This is a genomic window from Actinotignum sp. usb-actsch-213 (genome assembly GCF_059085665.1).
The window spans coordinates 25,302-40,379 of record NZ_JBHNSQ010000045.1; the positions used below are offsets into that span (position 1 = coordinate 25,302).

General features: G+C 61.3%; 15 protein-coding genes and 4 tRNA genes. All 19 read left to right on the forward strand.

The window, feature by feature from the left end:
• Window positions 1–71 (forward strand) — tRNA-Cys (locus AC5RK6_RS05225).
• A 4-nt stretch (window positions 72–75) separates the two neighbouring features.
• Window positions 76–150, forward strand: a tRNA-Val gene (locus tag AC5RK6_RS05230).
• 71 nt (window positions 151–221) lie between these two features.
• Window positions 222–294: transfer RNA gene (locus AC5RK6_RS05235), tRNA-Gly, on the forward strand.
• Between the two features lies 1 nt (window position 295).
• Window positions 296–370, forward strand: a tRNA-Val gene (locus tag AC5RK6_RS05240).
• A gap of 1,061 nt (window positions 371–1,431) precedes the next feature.
• Window positions 1,432–1,878: a Dps family protein gene (locus AC5RK6_RS05245; protein WP_016442663.1), complete on the forward strand. Its 447-nt coding sequence runs from the start codon at window positions 1,432–1,434 to the stop codon at window positions 1,876–1,878.
• 246 nt (window positions 1,879–2,124) lie between these two features.
• Window positions 2,125–4,104, forward strand: coding sequence for a threonine--tRNA ligase (thrS, locus tag AC5RK6_RS05250; protein ID WP_435730846.1), 1,980 nt, complete (start codon window positions 2,125–2,127; stop codon window positions 4,102–4,104).
• Complete coding sequence (gene pgsA, locus AC5RK6_RS05255) at window positions 4,104–4,769, forward strand: phosphatidylinositol phosphate synthase (protein ID WP_320757467.1); 666 nt, start codon at window positions 4,104–4,106, stop codon at window positions 4,767–4,769. The genes thrS and pgsA overlap by 1 nt, the downstream gene beginning before the upstream one ends.
• A complete protein-coding gene (locus tag AC5RK6_RS05260; protein ID WP_320757466.1) occupies window positions 4,766–5,773 on the forward strand; it encodes a phosphatidylinositol mannoside acyltransferase in 1,008 nt (335 codons plus the stop codon). Before pgsA ends, AC5RK6_RS05260 begins: the two co-directional genes overlap by 4 nt.
• The gene (locus AC5RK6_RS05265; RefSeq protein WP_320757465.1) at window positions 5,770–6,894 is read left to right on the forward strand and encodes a glycosyltransferase family 4 protein; all 1,125 of its coding nucleotides are present in this window, start codon (window positions 5,770–5,772) and stop codon (window positions 6,892–6,894) included. Before AC5RK6_RS05260 ends, AC5RK6_RS05265 begins: the two co-directional genes overlap by 4 nt.
• Window positions 6,891–7,484: a hypothetical protein gene (locus tag AC5RK6_RS05270; protein WP_320757464.1), complete on the forward strand. Its 594-nt coding sequence runs from the start codon at window positions 6,891–6,893 to the stop codon at window positions 7,482–7,484. The genes AC5RK6_RS05265 and AC5RK6_RS05270 overlap by 4 nt, the downstream gene beginning before the upstream one ends.
• Before the next feature lie 9 nt (window positions 7,485–7,493).
• Entirely contained in the window at window positions 7,494–8,000 is a 507-nt protein-coding gene (locus tag AC5RK6_RS05275; protein WP_320757463.1) for an NUDIX hydrolase, read from the forward strand.
• Window positions 8,001–8,106: 106 nt separating this feature from the next.
• On the forward strand, window positions 8,107–8,862 hold the full coding sequence (locus tag AC5RK6_RS05280; RefSeq protein WP_016442670.1) for a YebC/PmpR family DNA-binding transcriptional regulator: 756 nt from the start codon (window positions 8,107–8,109) through the stop codon (window positions 8,860–8,862).
• Window positions 8,862–9,500, forward strand: a complete 639-nt coding sequence (gene ruvC, locus AC5RK6_RS05285) for a crossover junction endodeoxyribonuclease RuvC (RefSeq protein ID WP_016442671.1) — start codon at window positions 8,862–8,864, stop codon at window positions 9,498–9,500. Before AC5RK6_RS05280 ends, ruvC begins: the two co-directional genes overlap by 1 nt.
• Before the next feature lie 22 nt (window positions 9,501–9,522).
• The gene (ruvA, locus tag AC5RK6_RS05290; protein WP_320757461.1) at window positions 9,523–10,116 is read left to right on the forward strand and encodes a Holliday junction branch migration protein RuvA; all 594 of its coding nucleotides are present in this window, start codon (window positions 9,523–9,525) and stop codon (window positions 10,114–10,116) included.
• Window positions 10,113–11,132, forward strand: a complete 1,020-nt coding sequence (ruvB, locus tag AC5RK6_RS05295; RefSeq protein ID WP_320757460.1) for a Holliday junction branch migration DNA helicase RuvB — start codon at window positions 10,113–10,115, stop codon at window positions 11,130–11,132. The genes ruvA and ruvB overlap by 4 nt, the downstream gene beginning before the upstream one ends.
• An 80-nt stretch (window positions 11,133–11,212) precedes the next feature.
• Complete coding sequence (locus AC5RK6_RS05300) at window positions 11,213–11,692, forward strand: preprotein translocase subunit YajC (protein WP_320757459.1); 480 nt, start codon at window positions 11,213–11,215, stop codon at window positions 11,690–11,692.
• Between the two features lie 5 nt (window positions 11,693–11,697).
• Window positions 11,698–13,437: a protein translocase subunit SecD gene (secD, locus tag AC5RK6_RS05305; protein ID WP_274735746.1), complete on the forward strand. Its 1,740-nt coding sequence runs from the start codon at window positions 11,698–11,700 to the stop codon at window positions 13,435–13,437.
• Window positions 13,437–14,534, forward strand: coding sequence for a protein translocase subunit SecF (secF, locus tag AC5RK6_RS05310; protein ID WP_320757458.1), 1,098 nt, complete (start codon window positions 13,437–13,439; stop codon window positions 14,532–14,534). The genes secD and secF overlap by 1 nt, the downstream gene beginning before the upstream one ends.
• On the forward strand, window positions 14,531–15,073 hold the full coding sequence (locus AC5RK6_RS05315; protein WP_016442677.1) for an adenine phosphoribosyltransferase: 543 nt from the start codon (window positions 14,531–14,533) through the stop codon (window positions 15,071–15,073). The genes secF and AC5RK6_RS05315 overlap by 4 nt, the downstream gene beginning before the upstream one ends.
• Window positions 15,074–15,078: the final 5 nt, after the last annotated feature.

A 15,078-nucleotide genomic window follows, 5' to 3' on the forward strand; every position in this document is an offset into this window, starting at 1 on the left:
GGTGGGTTGGCCGAGAGGCGAGGCAACGGCCTGCAAAGCCGTGTACACGGGTTCGAATCCCGTACCCACCTCGCGGGGCGATTGGCGCAGCGGGAGCGCGCTTCCCTGACACGGAAGAGGTCACTGGTTCGATCCCAGTATCGCCCACCATTATTTCCTCGCAGCGCCATTTTGACCCGGCTCTCACGGTTGGGTAAAATAGTGGCTCGCTGTGAAACAGTGCGGATGTAGCTCAGTTGGTAGAGCGCAACCTTGCCAAGGTTGAGGTCGCGGGTTCGAGCCCCGTCATCCGCTCGGGCGATTGGCGCAGCGGGAGCGCGCTTCCCTGACACGGAAGAGGTCACTGGTTCGATCCCAGTATCGCCCACCACATATATTCCCCACAGATCGCTACTTCAAGGGCTTCCCACCTGTCATGCCTCAGCTGCCCGGTGGCTCCAAAGTTGCGGCGTACCCCTCGTGACCTTCGTGAATGGGATAATGGACAGAAATATTTAATGGCGCTGTGGCGTTGGCTTGGGTCCGGTCTGGAGCTGCATGAACCGTGCCCGGGAACAAAGTGCGAGGGGGGGGCACCGCACCGGACCACCGCACTGGAGCACTGCACCGGACCCCGCATCGGCCATTGCCTCACCGCCGCGTCCGCGCCGGTGAGGAAGGTGTCTAATATCCAGCTTGAACTGACGCTTGAGGGCCGCCGCGTCCGCGCCGGTGAGGAAGGTGTGTTTTTCCGGGATGTACTTCGCATGTACGACAAGCGCAGTACAGCTCTGAAAACAGATACCCCCTTCCCAGGTACCGGTGTGACTATTGAAGCTTGTGAGGCTCTTGAGACTCTCGTGGGGAGGTAGCCGCATCAGCCCGACATCAAAGCGCAACGGCAGCTACATTAAGAAATTGTTTTGATGTCGTGGAGTTGCTTTTTGTGGGGCCTCCTGCCGGGAGGGCGCATCCTGTAGGGCCGACGTCGACGCGTTGCATCCTGCGGGGCTTGACGTCGTGGCGTTGCTATTTAGGGGCATCACCTCACGTCATCCATGCTTGCCCATGTTGATCGAGTGATCACGGTAGGGCCAGCTAAGAGAATGTAGGTGGGTAACAGTTTTTCTGCGGTTCTATATTCGCGACGTAGATTCTGCGTCCCTAACAGCCCGCAACGCACACGCTTTGACGCCTCTCTACCCGCCCGTGTCTGTGGTGTGCGGCGCGCGGAATGCGGGTACGGCATGACTAAAGTCCCGGGTGGCCGCTTCGGGCTAGAAGCAATCATGCCATGAGCGTAAAAGCGCGCAACCACGCGGGAAAATGGCGTCGTCGTGCGGAAAAAGCGGGTGAAAAAAGTACCGCGCGCGGCCGTGCGTTAGGTCTTCCTGACTATATTTTCCGCAATAGAGCGGGTAGACCTATATACGTAAACGAAAGGATGGATCAATGGCCGAAAAAGTTGTTATCGATGCTCTTCAGCGCACGCTGACCGATCTTATTGACCTCTCCCTGCAGGCTAAGCAGTACCACTGGAATATTCAGGGTGCGCGTTTCCGTGCTCTGCACCTCGCTCTTGATGAAGTCGTATCCGTCACCCGCACTGACCTTGATGAGGTTGCCGAACGTATCGCAACCATCGGTGGTTTCCCGGATGGCCGGGCCGTGACCGTGGCCAAGGAAAGCGGTCTCGATGATGCTGGTACCGGTCCCTTCAATGTGGACGATGTTTATACCGTGATGGCAGAAAAGCTCTACGGAGCGTCCCGGCGTATTCAGAATGACCTGTCCAAGGTGGACGAAGCCGATCCGCTCAGCGGTGACCTACTCATCGGGGTCGCTCGCAACCTGGAGCTGCAGGGCTGGTTCATGAAGGCCTCCGCGGTCGAAAACTAAATTGCTGGCGCTTACCGGCAGGTGTCGGCGCTAGCGCGCGCCTGTACCGCGTTAGCGCACACCGGCACCGCGCTGCGCCGCAGCCGTGACTCATAGCGAAGGGGACCATCTCACCAGGCGTGAGGTGCGTCCCCTTCGCCGTGTTCGCGGTAGGGCCGCGCGGGCGTGGCCGGAGTGAAACAGGTATCCTGGTGGGCGGGCATCCCCGGTTTGGATGCCGTGAAAAATAGAACTAAGGAGAAAACTATGCCCGCACGTCTATCCGTGGACGGCACCCTCGTCACCCTTGACGAACCGTGCCCGGGAACCGCCTATTTCGCCGCGGATCGCGCGATTATCGCCCTGAAAGTAAACGGGGAACTCAAGGATTTGGCCACGGATTTGACCACGCTGGACGGCGCCGAAGTGGAACCGGTGCGCATTGATTCCCCGGACGGGCTCAATATTCTCCGCCATTCTGCCACCCACGTGCTAGCCCAGGCAGTCCAGCAGATCTACCCGGATGCCAATCTGGGTATCGGTCCTTTTATTGAGGATGGCTTCTACTACGATTTCGGCAATATTGACCCGGTTACTCCGGATATGCTGAAAGAACTCGAAAAGCGCATGAAGCGCATCGTCAAGGAAAATCAGCGTTTCGTGCGGCGCGAGGTCACCGAAGAAGAGGTTCGCCAGGAAGAAGCCTCCCAGCCCTATAAACTTGAGCTCATCACCACCAAGGGTCACGATGCGGATGGGGCGAACGTAGAAGTGGGCCATGGCGGGCTCACCATGTACGACAATGTCAATCGCCACGGCGATGTAGTGTGGACCGATCTATGCCGCGGGCCCCACCTGCCTTCCACCAAGTTCATCGGCAATGGTTTTGCACTCACCCGCGCCTCGGCCGCCTACTGGAAGGGGGATCAGAATAACGATCATCTCCAGCGTATCTACGGCACCGCGTGGCCGAGTAAAGAAGAACTGGATGCCTACCAGACCCGTATTGCGGAAGCCCAACGCCGGGACCACCGCCGGCTGGGAACCGAATTAGATCTTTTCTCCTTCCCTGACGAAATTGGTTCTGGGCTCCCGGTCTTCCATCCCAAGGGCGGTATTATCCGCATGGAAATGGAAAACTATTCTCGCCAGCGCCACATCGAAGCCGGTTACGATTTCGTCAATACTCCGCATATCACCAAAGGCCAGCTCTTCCAGACCTCCGGGCATCTGTCCTGGTACAAGGATGGTATGTTCCCGGCCATGCGGGTGGATGAGGATCAGGATTACTACCTCAAGCCGATGAACTGCCCCATGCACTCCCTTATTTATAAGGCGCGGGGGCGTTCCTACCGCGATCTGCCGCTGCGGCTCTTCGAATTCGGAACGGTGTATCGTTACGAAAAGTCCGGCGTTATCCACGGTCTCACCCGCGCCCGCGGTTTCACCCAGGACGATGCCCATATTTACACCACCCGCGAGCAGATGCGCGAGGAACTTTCCTCCCTGCTTACCTTTGTGCTGTCCCTCCTCAAGGACTATGGCCTCAACGATTTCTACCTGGAACTGTCCACGAAAGACCCCAAGAAGTTCATCGGGGACGACGACCTCTGGGAAGAAGCTACCCGCACCCTGGAAGAAGTGGCCCTATCCTCCGGCCTCGAACTAGTGCCTGATCCGGAAGGCGCGGCTTTCTACGGCCCCAAGATTTCGGTGCAGGCGCGTGATGCCATCGGCCGCACCTGGCAGATGTCTACCATCCAGCTTGACTTCAACCTCCCGGAGCGTTTCGGCCTGGAATACACCGCGCCGGACGGTTCACGCCAGCGCCCGGTCATGATCCACCGGGCCCTCTTCGGCTCCATCGAACGCTTCCTGGGCGTGCTGGTCGAGCACTACGCCGGGGCTTTCCCCGCCTGGCTCGCTCCCGTGCAGGTGCGCCTGGTGCCGGTGGCCGATACCTTCAACGACTACTGCGAAGATATCGCCCGGCGCCTGCGTGAACAGCACATTCGCGCCGAAGTGGATACGTCCGATGATCGCTTCGGCAAGAAGATTCGGAACGCCGCGAAGGAGAAGATCCCCTTCACCCTCATTGCCGGTGGGGACGACGTCGATGCCGGCGCCGTGTCCTTCCGTTTCCGCGACGGCGAGCAGCATAACGGGGTCGCTATTGACGAAGCGATCACGCATATCGTGGATGTGGTACGACGGTGCGCTAATCAGCCGGAAGCGGAGAAGTTCTAATGCTCTCCCGGAGCGGGCGGCCCCTGGCCCAGGCAATTTTCGGTCCCATCGCGCGCCTATGCGTGCGCGCGGGGATCAGCGCCGACGCGGTGACGATCACCGGAACCGTGGCGGTGGTGGCCTGCGCCCTCATCCTCTATCCCCTCGGGCACCCCGTGTGGGCCTCCTGGATTATCGGAATCACCGTGATTTTCGACAGTCTTGACGGCCAAATTGCGAGGTTGACCGGAACCGCGTCCCGCTGGGGTGCCTTCCTGGACTCCACCCTGGACCGCCTGGCAGATTCCGCGATATTCTGCGGGATTCTCCTGTGGATCACGCGCTGGAACATCGGGGCGACGGCCGGGCTCACCGACTGGCTGGCTCTGGCCTGCCTGGCGGCCCTCCCGGCCGCGCTGTGCACCTCCTACGCGCGCGCCCGCGCCGAAGCGGTGGGATTCACCGCGAATGTGGGGATCAGTGAACGCGCGGACCGGCTGGTTATCGTGCTGCTCGGGGCGCTGATTACCGGCTACGGGGCCAGTGCATGGGTGCTGCTGGTGGCTCTCGGTTATCTCGCGGTAGCCGGGTGGATCACGGTGGCCCAGCGCATGGTAACGGTCTACCGGCAGTCCCGCGCGGAGCACGGTGCTGGTGCGCGGGTCGGCCAGGGGAGCGGCCAGTGAATCTCGGCAATCTTCTTTTCCGTGCCACCGGGGCGGTGGCTCGACTTCCTGAACCGGTGGGCCGCGGTCTCTTTGCCGCGGTCGGGACGGTCGCCGGAGCCCTGCCGCTGCGCGGAACCCAGCAATTGCGCCGCAACCTCGCGCGGGTACGCCCAGATGTGCGGGGCCGGGCAGCCCGCCGGCTCAGTCGCGCCGCCATGCGTTCCTATATGCGTTACTATTACGAAGCTCTGCGGCTAGGAAGCTGGGAAGCCGATGATTTAGCGGCGCGGGTCATCGAGGACGGTCTCGATTCCGCTCGCGCGGAATTTTCCCGCGGCCATGCCCTCATCGGGGCGCTCATGCACATGGGCAATTGGGATATGGCCGGGGCGTGGTCGCGCTATTTCCTCGCACCTGTGCACACCCTGGTAGAAAAATTAGAACCCGCCGAGGTTTTCGAGCGCTTCGTGCGCCTGCGTGAAAATATTGGGATGGTTATCTATCCCGTGGTCAAAGGCGGTGGGGCGATCCACCGTCTCGCGGAGGATACCCGCCGGGCACCCATTCTTGCCCCGGTTCTGGCTGATCGTGATCTCACCGCGTCTGGCGTGGAAGTGGAATTCTTCGGGGAGAACATGCTCGCCGCCGCCGGACCGGCGATCCTTGCCATAGATACCGGCTGCGCCGTCGTCCCTATTTTTTCCTACTACGTGAAAAGGGAACGTACCCGGGAAGTGCCCACCCGATGGCGGATGGTGCTGCGCAGCGGCGCGCCCATCCGCGCGCGAGTGGATGCCGCGGCTTCCCCGCGCGAACGCCACGCAGAAATCGAGCGAATCACCCAGGAATGGATCACGGCTTTTGAAGGCGTGCTGGCTGAGCACCCCGAGGACTGGCATATGCTCCAGCCTGTTTTTGTCGCCGATTTGGACGGTGAGCGCTACCGCACTAACCGTGAGAAAGCCGCCCGGGAACTTGCGTGCCGCCAAGCAGAGTACGACGCGAAGGAAGGAACGCCGTGAACATCGGGATTGCCTGCCCTTATTCGTGGGACGTGCCCGGGGGAGTGGGATTCCACATCCGGGATCTAGCCGAGGAGCTCATCGCCCGCGGACACAGTGTTTCGGTGATCGCTCCGAGTGAAGAAAACGAGGCGCTGCCCGATTACGTGGTACCGGTGGGAGCCTCCGTGGCGATTCCCTATAACGGTTCGGTGGCGCGCCTCTCCTTCGGTCCGCGAGTCAATCGGGCGGTACGCCGCTGGCTGCGGGAAGGGAATTTCGATGTGCTCCACGTGCACGAACCTTTCGTTCCTTCCGTTTCTATGCTTGCCCTTATGAGTGCGGAATGCCCGGTCGTCTCCACCCACCACACCGCCATGGACCGTTCCCGGGCCTTCGACCTCTTTTCTCCGGTGCTGCGCCCCATCCTGGAAAAGATCCAGGCGCGTATCGCGGTTTCCCAAGAAGCACGCCGCACCACAGTACAGTATTTAGGCGGAGACGCTTTTATTATTCCCAACGGCGTATATACCGCCGATTTCGAAGTACCGCGTGATGCCCGCTTCACCGGCACGCCCGACTCGCCCACTTTCGGATTCCTCGGCCGTCTGGATGAGCCTCGCAAGGGTCTGCCGGTGCTGGCCGCTGCCGCCCCACTCATCCTGCGCGACTACCCGCAGGCGCGCTTCTTCGTGGCCGGGAAAGGTGATGAGGAAGCGGCACGGCAACTCTTCGGGGAGGCGGCCGCCCGGGTGACGTTCCTCGGTCCCGTCAGCGATGCCGATAAAGCCGCGATGCTCGCCAGTGTGGACCTTTACGTAGCCCCCAATACCGGGGGTGAATCCTTCGGAATTATTCTTATCGAAGCGATGAGCGCGGGTGGTTTTGTGCTCGCCTCGGATATTCCCGCTTTTCGCGCGGTGCTGGGCGGGGGAACGTTCGGGGACCACTTCGCCAATGAAGACCCGGAGGATCTGGCCCGGGTGGCCGTGGCGGCTTTGCGTGATCCGCAACGCCGGGCTCGGGTGGCGCAGGCCGGCCAGGCCGAAGCCCAGCGTTACGACTGGTCCACGGTTGCCTCCCAAGTCTTTGCCGTGTATGAAACAGCGGTCCGCACCGCCCAGATGGAGGTAGAGCAGTGAATATATGGTGGTGGCTTGCCCTCGTCGCCGGTGTGGTGCTTCTCCTTCTCGGTCTGAGCGCCGTGGTGGCGGCCCGTCGCCTTGATCGCCTCCATACCACCCTCCTGAAATCGCGCCGCGCGGTGGAACAGGCGCTCGCCGCCCGCGCCCGCACCGCCTACGATATGGCTATGTCCGGGGAATTGGATATGGCCGGGGCTCTTATCCTCACCGATAGTGCCCAGCGGGTGCTCTCCGCCTCCATGCTTCCGGTGGTGGCGGACGGATTGGAAGCCTTACCCGGTGATACGCGCGATGATCTTCCCGATCCGGCCGTGGCAGCCCGGGAACGGCGCGCGGTGGAATCCGAACTTTCCCGCGCCCTGCGACTCACCGTGGATGAGCTGGACCCGAACGATATCACCGATGCAGCCGCCCGGGAATTTTACCGGCGCCTCGAACGTGCCCGCCTCGATGTGCGCATGACACGCTCCTTCCATAATTCGCATGTGGACCAGGCTCGCCGGGTACGCAATTCCCGAATTCTCTCCATTTTCCCCATCGCCGGGCACGCCCCGGTCCCGCAAACCATCGATATTGACGATGAGTAAGAGTTCCCGATGACCCCCACTCCCCGGCGTGCTGCCCGCATTATCGCCCTGGATGAAGCCGGCCGCGTCCTCCTCATCCGCGGCCATGACCGGGACGATCCTTCCCACCGGTGGTGGTTCACGCCCGGTGGGGGACTGGAAGATACGGAAAGCCCCCAGCAGGCGGCGGTGCGGGAATTTCGGGAGGAGACCGGCGTCGTCGTAACTGAAACGGAACTTATCGGGCCGGTTCTGCGCCGGCACGCAACTTTTCGTTTTGCCCGTACCACCCTCAGCCAAGACGAAGAATTTTTCGCGGTGCGGCTGGACGCGGTGCGCGCCCGCGCGGCGGTGACCGGAAGCGGGCGGGCCTGGACCGCGGCGGAAGAAGAACTCCTCGACGTTATCGACTGGCGTGCCGGCACGCAACTCGCTGGTTCCCCGAGGGAACGGGTGTATCCGGTGGGTCTCGCGGAGCTGGCGGCTCAGGTGCACGCCGGATGGGATGGGATTTGCCGCGAGCTTTGGGAGAACTAGCCTCCCTGAACGGTACAGCTTAGGCGCGCTGCGGCCCAGGTAATAGTTCCCGGGCCTCGAACCGCGTACAATGGCTCCGGAAGTTTTTATCTACTCGGGAGGACACGTGTCAGGACACTCCAAGTGGGCAACCACCAAGCATAAGAAAGCCGCTAATGACGCCAAGCGCGGCAAGCTTTTCGCGCGTCTGGTCAAGAATATCGAAGTGGCAGCGGCAACCGGTGGTGGAGATCCCGCGGGCAATCCCACGCTCTTTGACGCGATCCGCAAAGCCAAGCAGAACTCGGTGCCGGCCGATAATATTGATCGCGCGGTTAAGCGTGGCTCGGGTGAAACTGATGATTCCATCCAGTATGAAGCCATTACTTACGAAGGTTACGGCCCGGGTGGGGTGGCTATCCTCATCGAATGCCTGACCGATAACCGCAATCGTGCCGCCTCGGATGTGCGTACCGCACTCACGCGCAATGGGGGGACCCTGGCGGATCCGGGTTCGGTTTCCTATCTCTTCAACCGTCGCGGTGTGGTGGAAGCGGTTAAAGGGGAGAACTCCGAGGATGACGTTCTCATGGCGGTTCTTGACGCGGGCGCCGAAGAAATTGAGGACGACGGCGAAACATTCACCATTTACTGTGCTTCTAGCGATGTGGTAGCTGTGCGCACCGCGCTTCAGGAAGCCGGAATTGACTACAATTCCGCAGAATCACGCTTTGTTCCCTCTACCAATGTTCCCCTGGATCGCGCCGGCGCGGAAAAGCTCCTCAAACTCACCGATGCGCTCGACGATGTCGATGATATTCAAGAGGTCTACACCAACGCGGATATCGCCGATGAGATCCTCGCTGAGCTCGAGGGTGAGTAGTGCGCATTCTGGGTATTGACCCGGGACTTACGCGCTGCGGGCTGGGAACCATTGACGCCGATGTGACGCGGCGGGTGCGTTTGGTGGATATGCGCGTGGCGCGCTCTCCGGTGGACCTGGCCCCGCATCGGCGTCTTCTCCTTATCGCGGATGAAATCGACGCGGTGATCGCGGAGTTTTCTCCCGAGGTCGTGGCGGTGGAACGCGTTTTCGCGCAGGAAAATGTGCGCTCGGTGACCTCAACCGCGCAGGTGGCCGGTATCGCTATGCTGGCTGCTGCCCGCGCCCAGCTTCCCCTCGGCTTGCACTCGCCCTCCGAAGTGAAAGCAGCGGTCACCGGTTCGGGGCGCGCCGGGAAACTCCAGGTGCAAAATATGGTTCAGCGGATTTTAGGTCTGGCCGAGCTGCCGCGTCCCAAGGATGCCGCGGACGCCCTCGCCATTGCCATCACCCACGCATGGCGCGGGGGCGCCCACGCCCTGGATGCCACGGTGGATAATGGTCAGCACGGCGGGGCCGGTACCCTCCCACGTGCCGAAGGAGCGGATTTGACCGCCGCGCAGCGCATGTGGGCGGGAGCTGAACGCATGAGTCGGCGCGCCGGCGCGGTCTCCCCACACCGCTCCGCTACCGGCTAGAGTCATGAGGAAGGAGCCCTGAGTGATTGCAAGTATTCGCGGAACTGTGAGCCGTGTTACCACCACTTTCGCGGTGGTGGAGGTCGGCGGGTGGGGCGTCAAAGTTTTTGCGACGCCGGATACTCTCGCGCGCCTTCGCGAAGGCGCGGAAGCTTTTCTCTATACCTCGCTGGTTGCCAGCCGCGATGATCTTCCCTCCCTCTACGGTTTTAGCGAAGCGGACGAGCGCGACGTTTACGACATCATGCAAACGGTGTCCGGGATCGGCGCCAAAGTAGCGCTCGCTCTTCTCTCTGTCCACACCCCGAATGCTCTGCGCGCCGCCGTGCAATCCAAGGACGAAGCAGCCCTCACCAGGGTTCCCGGTATTGGCAAGAAGAGCGCCCAGCGCATTATTTTGGAGCTGGGCAATAAGCTCGGCCCGGCGCCGGTGGCGGCGGGTGAGACGGCCACCGCCGGGGCGGATCCCGATGCCGTGGTTGCCGGTCTGGTGGGACTGGGGTGGAAAGAAAGCGACGCCGTCGCCGCGTATGAAGAAGCGCGCGCGCAAGTACCGCAGGGCACCGTGGCCCAGCTGCTGCGCGCAAGTCTCCAAATACTAGGGGCCCGCCGATGAGCGAAGATATGTCCTTCGACGCCGGCCTGGTCTCCCCGGAAGCCAACGAAACGGAGCGTGCCGCCGAAGCGGCCCTGCGCCCGCGCCAGCTCTCCGAATTCGTGGGCCAGGATACCGTGCGTGACCAACTTTCTCTCGTGCTCCAGGCGGCGGTGCAGCGCGGGCGCACTCCCGATCACGTGCTCCTTTCCGGGCCACCGGGCCTGGGGAAAACCACCCTCGCCATGATTATTGCGGCGGAAGTGGGCGGGGCGCTGCGCCTGACCTCCGGTCCGGCGATCCAGCATTCGGGAGACCTGGCCGCGATTCTTTCCTCCGTGCAGGAAAACGACGTCCTCTTCATCGACGAGATCCACCGCCTGGCCCGCAATGCCGAAGAAATGCTCTACCTGGCCATGGAAGATTTTCGGGTGGACGTGATGGTGGGGAAGGGACCGGGCGCCACCTCGATCCCGTTGCCGCTCCCCTTCTTCACTGTGGTAGGGGCGACGACGCGCGCCGGCTTGCTTCCCGCTCCCTTGCGTGATCGCTTTGGTTTTACGGCGCACCTGGAATATTACGAACAGCGCGACCTAGCCCGTATTGTGCGGCGTAATGCCGTCAAACTCGGCCATAGCATTACCGAGGATGCCGCTCAGGAAATCGCCGGGCGTTCGCGCGGCACCCCGCGTATCGCCAACCGGCTGTTGCGCCGCGTCCAGGACTGGGCGCAGGTGCGCGGCACCGGGGAGCTGAACCTGAGTGCCGCGCGGGCTGCCCTCGATCTTTTCCAGGTGGATCCAGCCGGGTTGGATCGGCTTGACCGTGCGGTACTCGACGCGGTGTGCACCCGCTTTGGCGGCGGGCCGGTGGGTCTGACTACTCTGGCAGTTTCGGTGGGAGAAGAACCGGAAACGGTAGAGACGGTGGTGGAGCCCTACCTGGTACGCGAAGGCTATCTAGTACGTACTCCGCGGGGGCGAATGGCGGCCCCGCGGGCCTGGACGCATCTGGGTTTAACTCCGCCTACAGATTAGTTTCGTCACGGCCGCAGGTGTTTTCAGTTATGCACGGTAAACTGGCACGGTAATTATTGTCTTTTCCAAGGAGCTTTCGCGTGGAATTCGTCATCATGGGCGTCGTCCTAGTGGGGATGGTTCTGTTCATGTCCCAGTCCAATAAGAAGGCCCGGGCACGTGCTGAAGAACACCGCAATAGCATTCTGGTGGTCGGCACAGATGTCATGACCACCGCGGGTTTTTACGGGCGCATTGTTGCTATTGACGGGGATGCGGTGACGCTCGAAAGTCCCTCCGGGGATGAAACTGTGTGGTCGCGCCTGGCTATTCGGGAGCAGGCGTCCATTCCTTTCGCGCCGGTCAGTGAAGAAGAAGCGGCAGCGGAAGATGCTGCGGAAGCTGCTCGCCTGAGCGCTTCGGAGGGATCCGGAGCCGGCGTGAGCGATGCGGATAGTGCCGTGGGAACTGCTGCTTCCGCTAGTGCGGCGGCCCCGGAAGCGACCGGTCACGTGACTCCTCGGAGCACGGACTCGGCTTTTGGTGAAAAGAAAGATGAGTCGGGCTCGGCCTGGAAGTAAACACTATGTCTCAATCTAAAAATTCCGGCGTCCGGTTATCCTGGCGCCGGATCATTACCCTTGCGATCTTGGCGATCGCGCTCTTCGTCTCCCTGGGGGTGGGGTCGGCAACGGGCTCCGGATCGGAATCCCGGTGGACCCCGAATTTTGCTCTTGACCTCGAAGGGGGCACGGAGCTTATTCTCACCCCGAAGACCACGGATAATTCCGAGATCACCGCTGAAGATGTCAACCAGGCGATTGAAATTATTCGCCAGCGCGTGGACGCTTCGGGTGTGGCGGAAGCGGAAATTACCTCTCAGGGTGGCTCCAATATTGTGGTGGGTCTGCCCGGGCATCCCAGTCAGGAAACCCTCGACCTCGTGCGTAATTCCGCGGTGTTGCGGATGCGCCCGGTGCTCGCCATGGCGAATCCGGGAACCATGAAGGGTGAGGGGGAGAATGCCGCACCCCTGACCGGCACCGCGCTGGAAGAAGCGGCCATGAAGGCTGCCGACGCAGATGGAGACGGCAAGCTCTCCACCACTCCGCCCAGCCAGCCGAGCAACGCCTCGGATCCAGCTTGGGCGAAAACCGAGCGGGTCACCTACGATGCGCTGACCTTGGATTGCACCGCCGAGAACCCGGCTACCGCCCCGGAAGAAAACCCGGATACCGCGCTGGTGGCCTGCGGGCAAAGCAAGGATTCTAAAACGGGCGAGGTCACGCCTTTTAAGTACGTGCTCGGCCCGGCCGAGATTGCCGGAACGAACCTGACCCGGGCTACGTCAGGTTTCGATCAGCAGCAGGGCCAGTGGATTGTACAGTTGGAATTCGATAACGAGGGCGCGCAGAAGTTCTCTGAAGTGACCGGGCGGCTGGTGGGCCTGAAGAGCCCACAAAACCAATTCGCTATCGTTCTAGACGGGCGCGTTATTTCCTCCGCGGTTCCGCAAACCCAGATTTCAGGCGGGCAGGCCGTTATTAACGGTTCCGGTATTAACGCGACGACGTCGCGGGTGCTGGCTAACCAGCTGCAATTCGGTTCGCTACCCCTGGAATTTGAGGTGCAATCCGAACAGCAAATTTCGGCCACCCTCGGTTCTGAATCGCTGCGCGCGGGCCTGGTGGCCGGGCTGATCGGTCTTGTGCTTATTGTTCTTTACCTGATTTGGCAGTACCACGCCCTCGCTATTGTGGCTATCGGCTCGGTGGTGCTTGCCACGGGCTTGTCATACGGGGTTATTTGTTTACTGTCCTGGGTGATGGGTTACCGCTTGTCAATGGCCGGCGTCGTCGGTCTGGTTATTTCTATCGGTATCACGGTCGATTCCTTCATTGTGTTCTTCGAACGTATTCGGGATGAGATTCGTGACGGGCACGCGGTACGTACCGCGGTGCAGCGCGGATGGAAGCGCGCAACCCGCACGATTATCGCCTCTGATTCCGTCAACCTTATTGCCGCCGGGGTTCTCTACTTCATTGCAGTGGGTTCGGTGCGCGGTTTCGCCTTCACTTTGGGGCTCACCACGATCCTCGACCTCGTTGTCGTCTTTATGTTTACCTATCCGCTTATGACGCTGCTGGTGCGCACTAAGTTCTTCGGCGGGGGGCACCCGGCATCGGGTATGTCCGCCAAGCATTTGGCGCATACCCCGGCGTACCGCGGCCGTAAGGTTCCCGGGGAAGGCTCGCTTGCTGAGCGTCGCACCCGCGAGCGTCGGGCCGCTCTCCCCGCGAGCAGCGAGGGAAAGGAGAACGCCTAATGTCGATGTACAGCTTAGGTAATGATCTCTACTCCGGGCGGCGCAGCTTCAAAATTGTGCAGCGGCGCAAGACCTGGTACACCATCGCGATTATTTGCGTTATCGCCTCGTTTATCGCGCTCTTCACCCGCGGGCTCAATATGGGTATTGAGTTCACCGGTGGATCCCAGTTCACGGTCTCGGGGGCACAAACCACCGATCAGCGCCTCGCCTCGGATATCATGGCCCGCCACGGCGGGGATGCAGCCGCTCGCGTAGCCCAGGTAGGTGAGAACTCCCTGCGCATCCAAACCTCGGCGAATGCTGATGGTACCGGCGTGGGCAATGCGGAAACAGAAGCGATCCGCACGGAATTGGCTGAAGCATACGGAACCTCCGTTCAGGATGTCACCTCCACCTATATCGGCCCGGTGTGGGGCCAGGATATTTCCACGAAGGCCCTCCAGGGTTTCGTGGTCTTTATCGTGCTGGTGCTCCTCGCGCTGTGGGCTTATATGCGATCCTGGCGCAATGCCCTGGGTGCAATCGTTGCGCTCTTCCACGACCTTGTGGTGACGGTGGGTATTTACTGCCTCTTTGGATTTGAATTCACGCCGTCCACAGTGATCGGTCTGCTGACGATCCTCGGCTACTCCCTGTACGACACCGTGGTGGTTTTCGATAAGGTCCGTGAAAATACCGAGCATGTGCTGCGTCAGCACCGTGTGACTTTCGGGGAGTCCACGAACCACGCCGTCAACCAGACTCTCATCCGCTCCATCAACACCTCGGTCACCTCGATTATGCCGGTGGCATCCATTTTGTTCATCGGGGTGTACCTCATGGGCGCGGGTACCTTGCGCGATCTTGCGCTGGTGCTCTTCGTCGGTCTGCTGCTCTCGGCGTACTCGTCCATCTTCTTGGCGGCACCGCTCGCCGTCACCCTGACGAATGCCGATCCGCGCATCAAGGCCCATAACGCGGAAGTGGCTGCCGCGCGCGCCCAGCGTGTTGAGGCCGGTGTTGCGGAAGAGGACGTCGTCTCCGCGGTGCTCGAACCTGGCCACCATCTTGGTAATACCGCGCAGCCGCGTCGCAAGAAGAGGAGCAAGAAGTGAGCACTGCGTTTTCTTCGCAACTCGTGGAACTAGCGGCCAGTCGGGTGCGAGAACGTGAAAACTTCCCGGCGCCGGGGGTTATCTTTCGTGATATCACCCCGCTGATAGCAGACGGTGAAGCATTCCACCTCTTTATTGATGAGCTGGCCCGCCATTACGAAGGTAAGATCGACGCCGTCGCCGGGCTGGAATCACGCGGATTTATTTTGTCCGCGCCGCTGGCCTACGCCATGGGGCTGGGAATGGTCACCATCCGCAAAGCCGGGCGGTTGCCCGGGCCGGTTATCGGGGTTGATTATGAACTGGAATACGGTTCGGCCCGCATGGAGGTTCAGCCCTTTAATATTGAAGATGGACAGCGCGTTCTTATCATCGATGACGTTCTCGCCACCGGTGGAACCGCGAATGCAGCCTGTGAGCTGGTGGAAAGCTCGGGCGGGATTGTGGCCGGCCTGTGCATGCTCATTGAGCTGGCGGGTATGGGCGGTCGGGAGCGTCTGGCCGGTAGGCAGGTCGAAGCGGTGCTAACCTTCGATTAACGCAA

Excerpts from the sequence above, each read along its gene's own strand:
- AC5RK6_RS05245 (WP_016442663.1), top strand. The coding sequence starts at position 1,432 with ATGGCCGAAAAAGTTGTTATCGATGCTCTTCAGCGCACGCTGACCGAT.
- thrS (WP_435730846.1), top strand. The coding sequence starts at position 2,125 with ATGCCCGCACGTCTATCCGTGGACGGCACCCTCGTCACCCTTGACGAA.
- pgsA (WP_320757467.1), top strand. The coding sequence starts at position 4,104 with ATGCTCTCCCGGAGCGGGCGGCCCCTGGCCCAGGCAATTTTCGGTCCC.
- AC5RK6_RS05275 (WP_320757463.1), top strand. The coding sequence starts at position 7,494 with ATGACCCCCACTCCCCGGCGTGCTGCCCGCATTATCGCCCTGGATGAA.
- ruvB (WP_320757460.1), top strand. The coding sequence starts at position 10,113 with ATGAGCGAAGATATGTCCTTCGACGCCGGCCTGGTCTCCCCGGAAGCC.
- secD (WP_274735746.1), top strand. The coding sequence starts at position 11,698 with ATGTCTCAATCTAAAAATTCCGGCGTCCGGTTATCCTGGCGCCGGATC.
- secF (WP_320757458.1), top strand. The coding sequence starts at position 13,437 with ATGTCGATGTACAGCTTAGGTAATGATCTCTACTCCGGGCGGCGCAGC.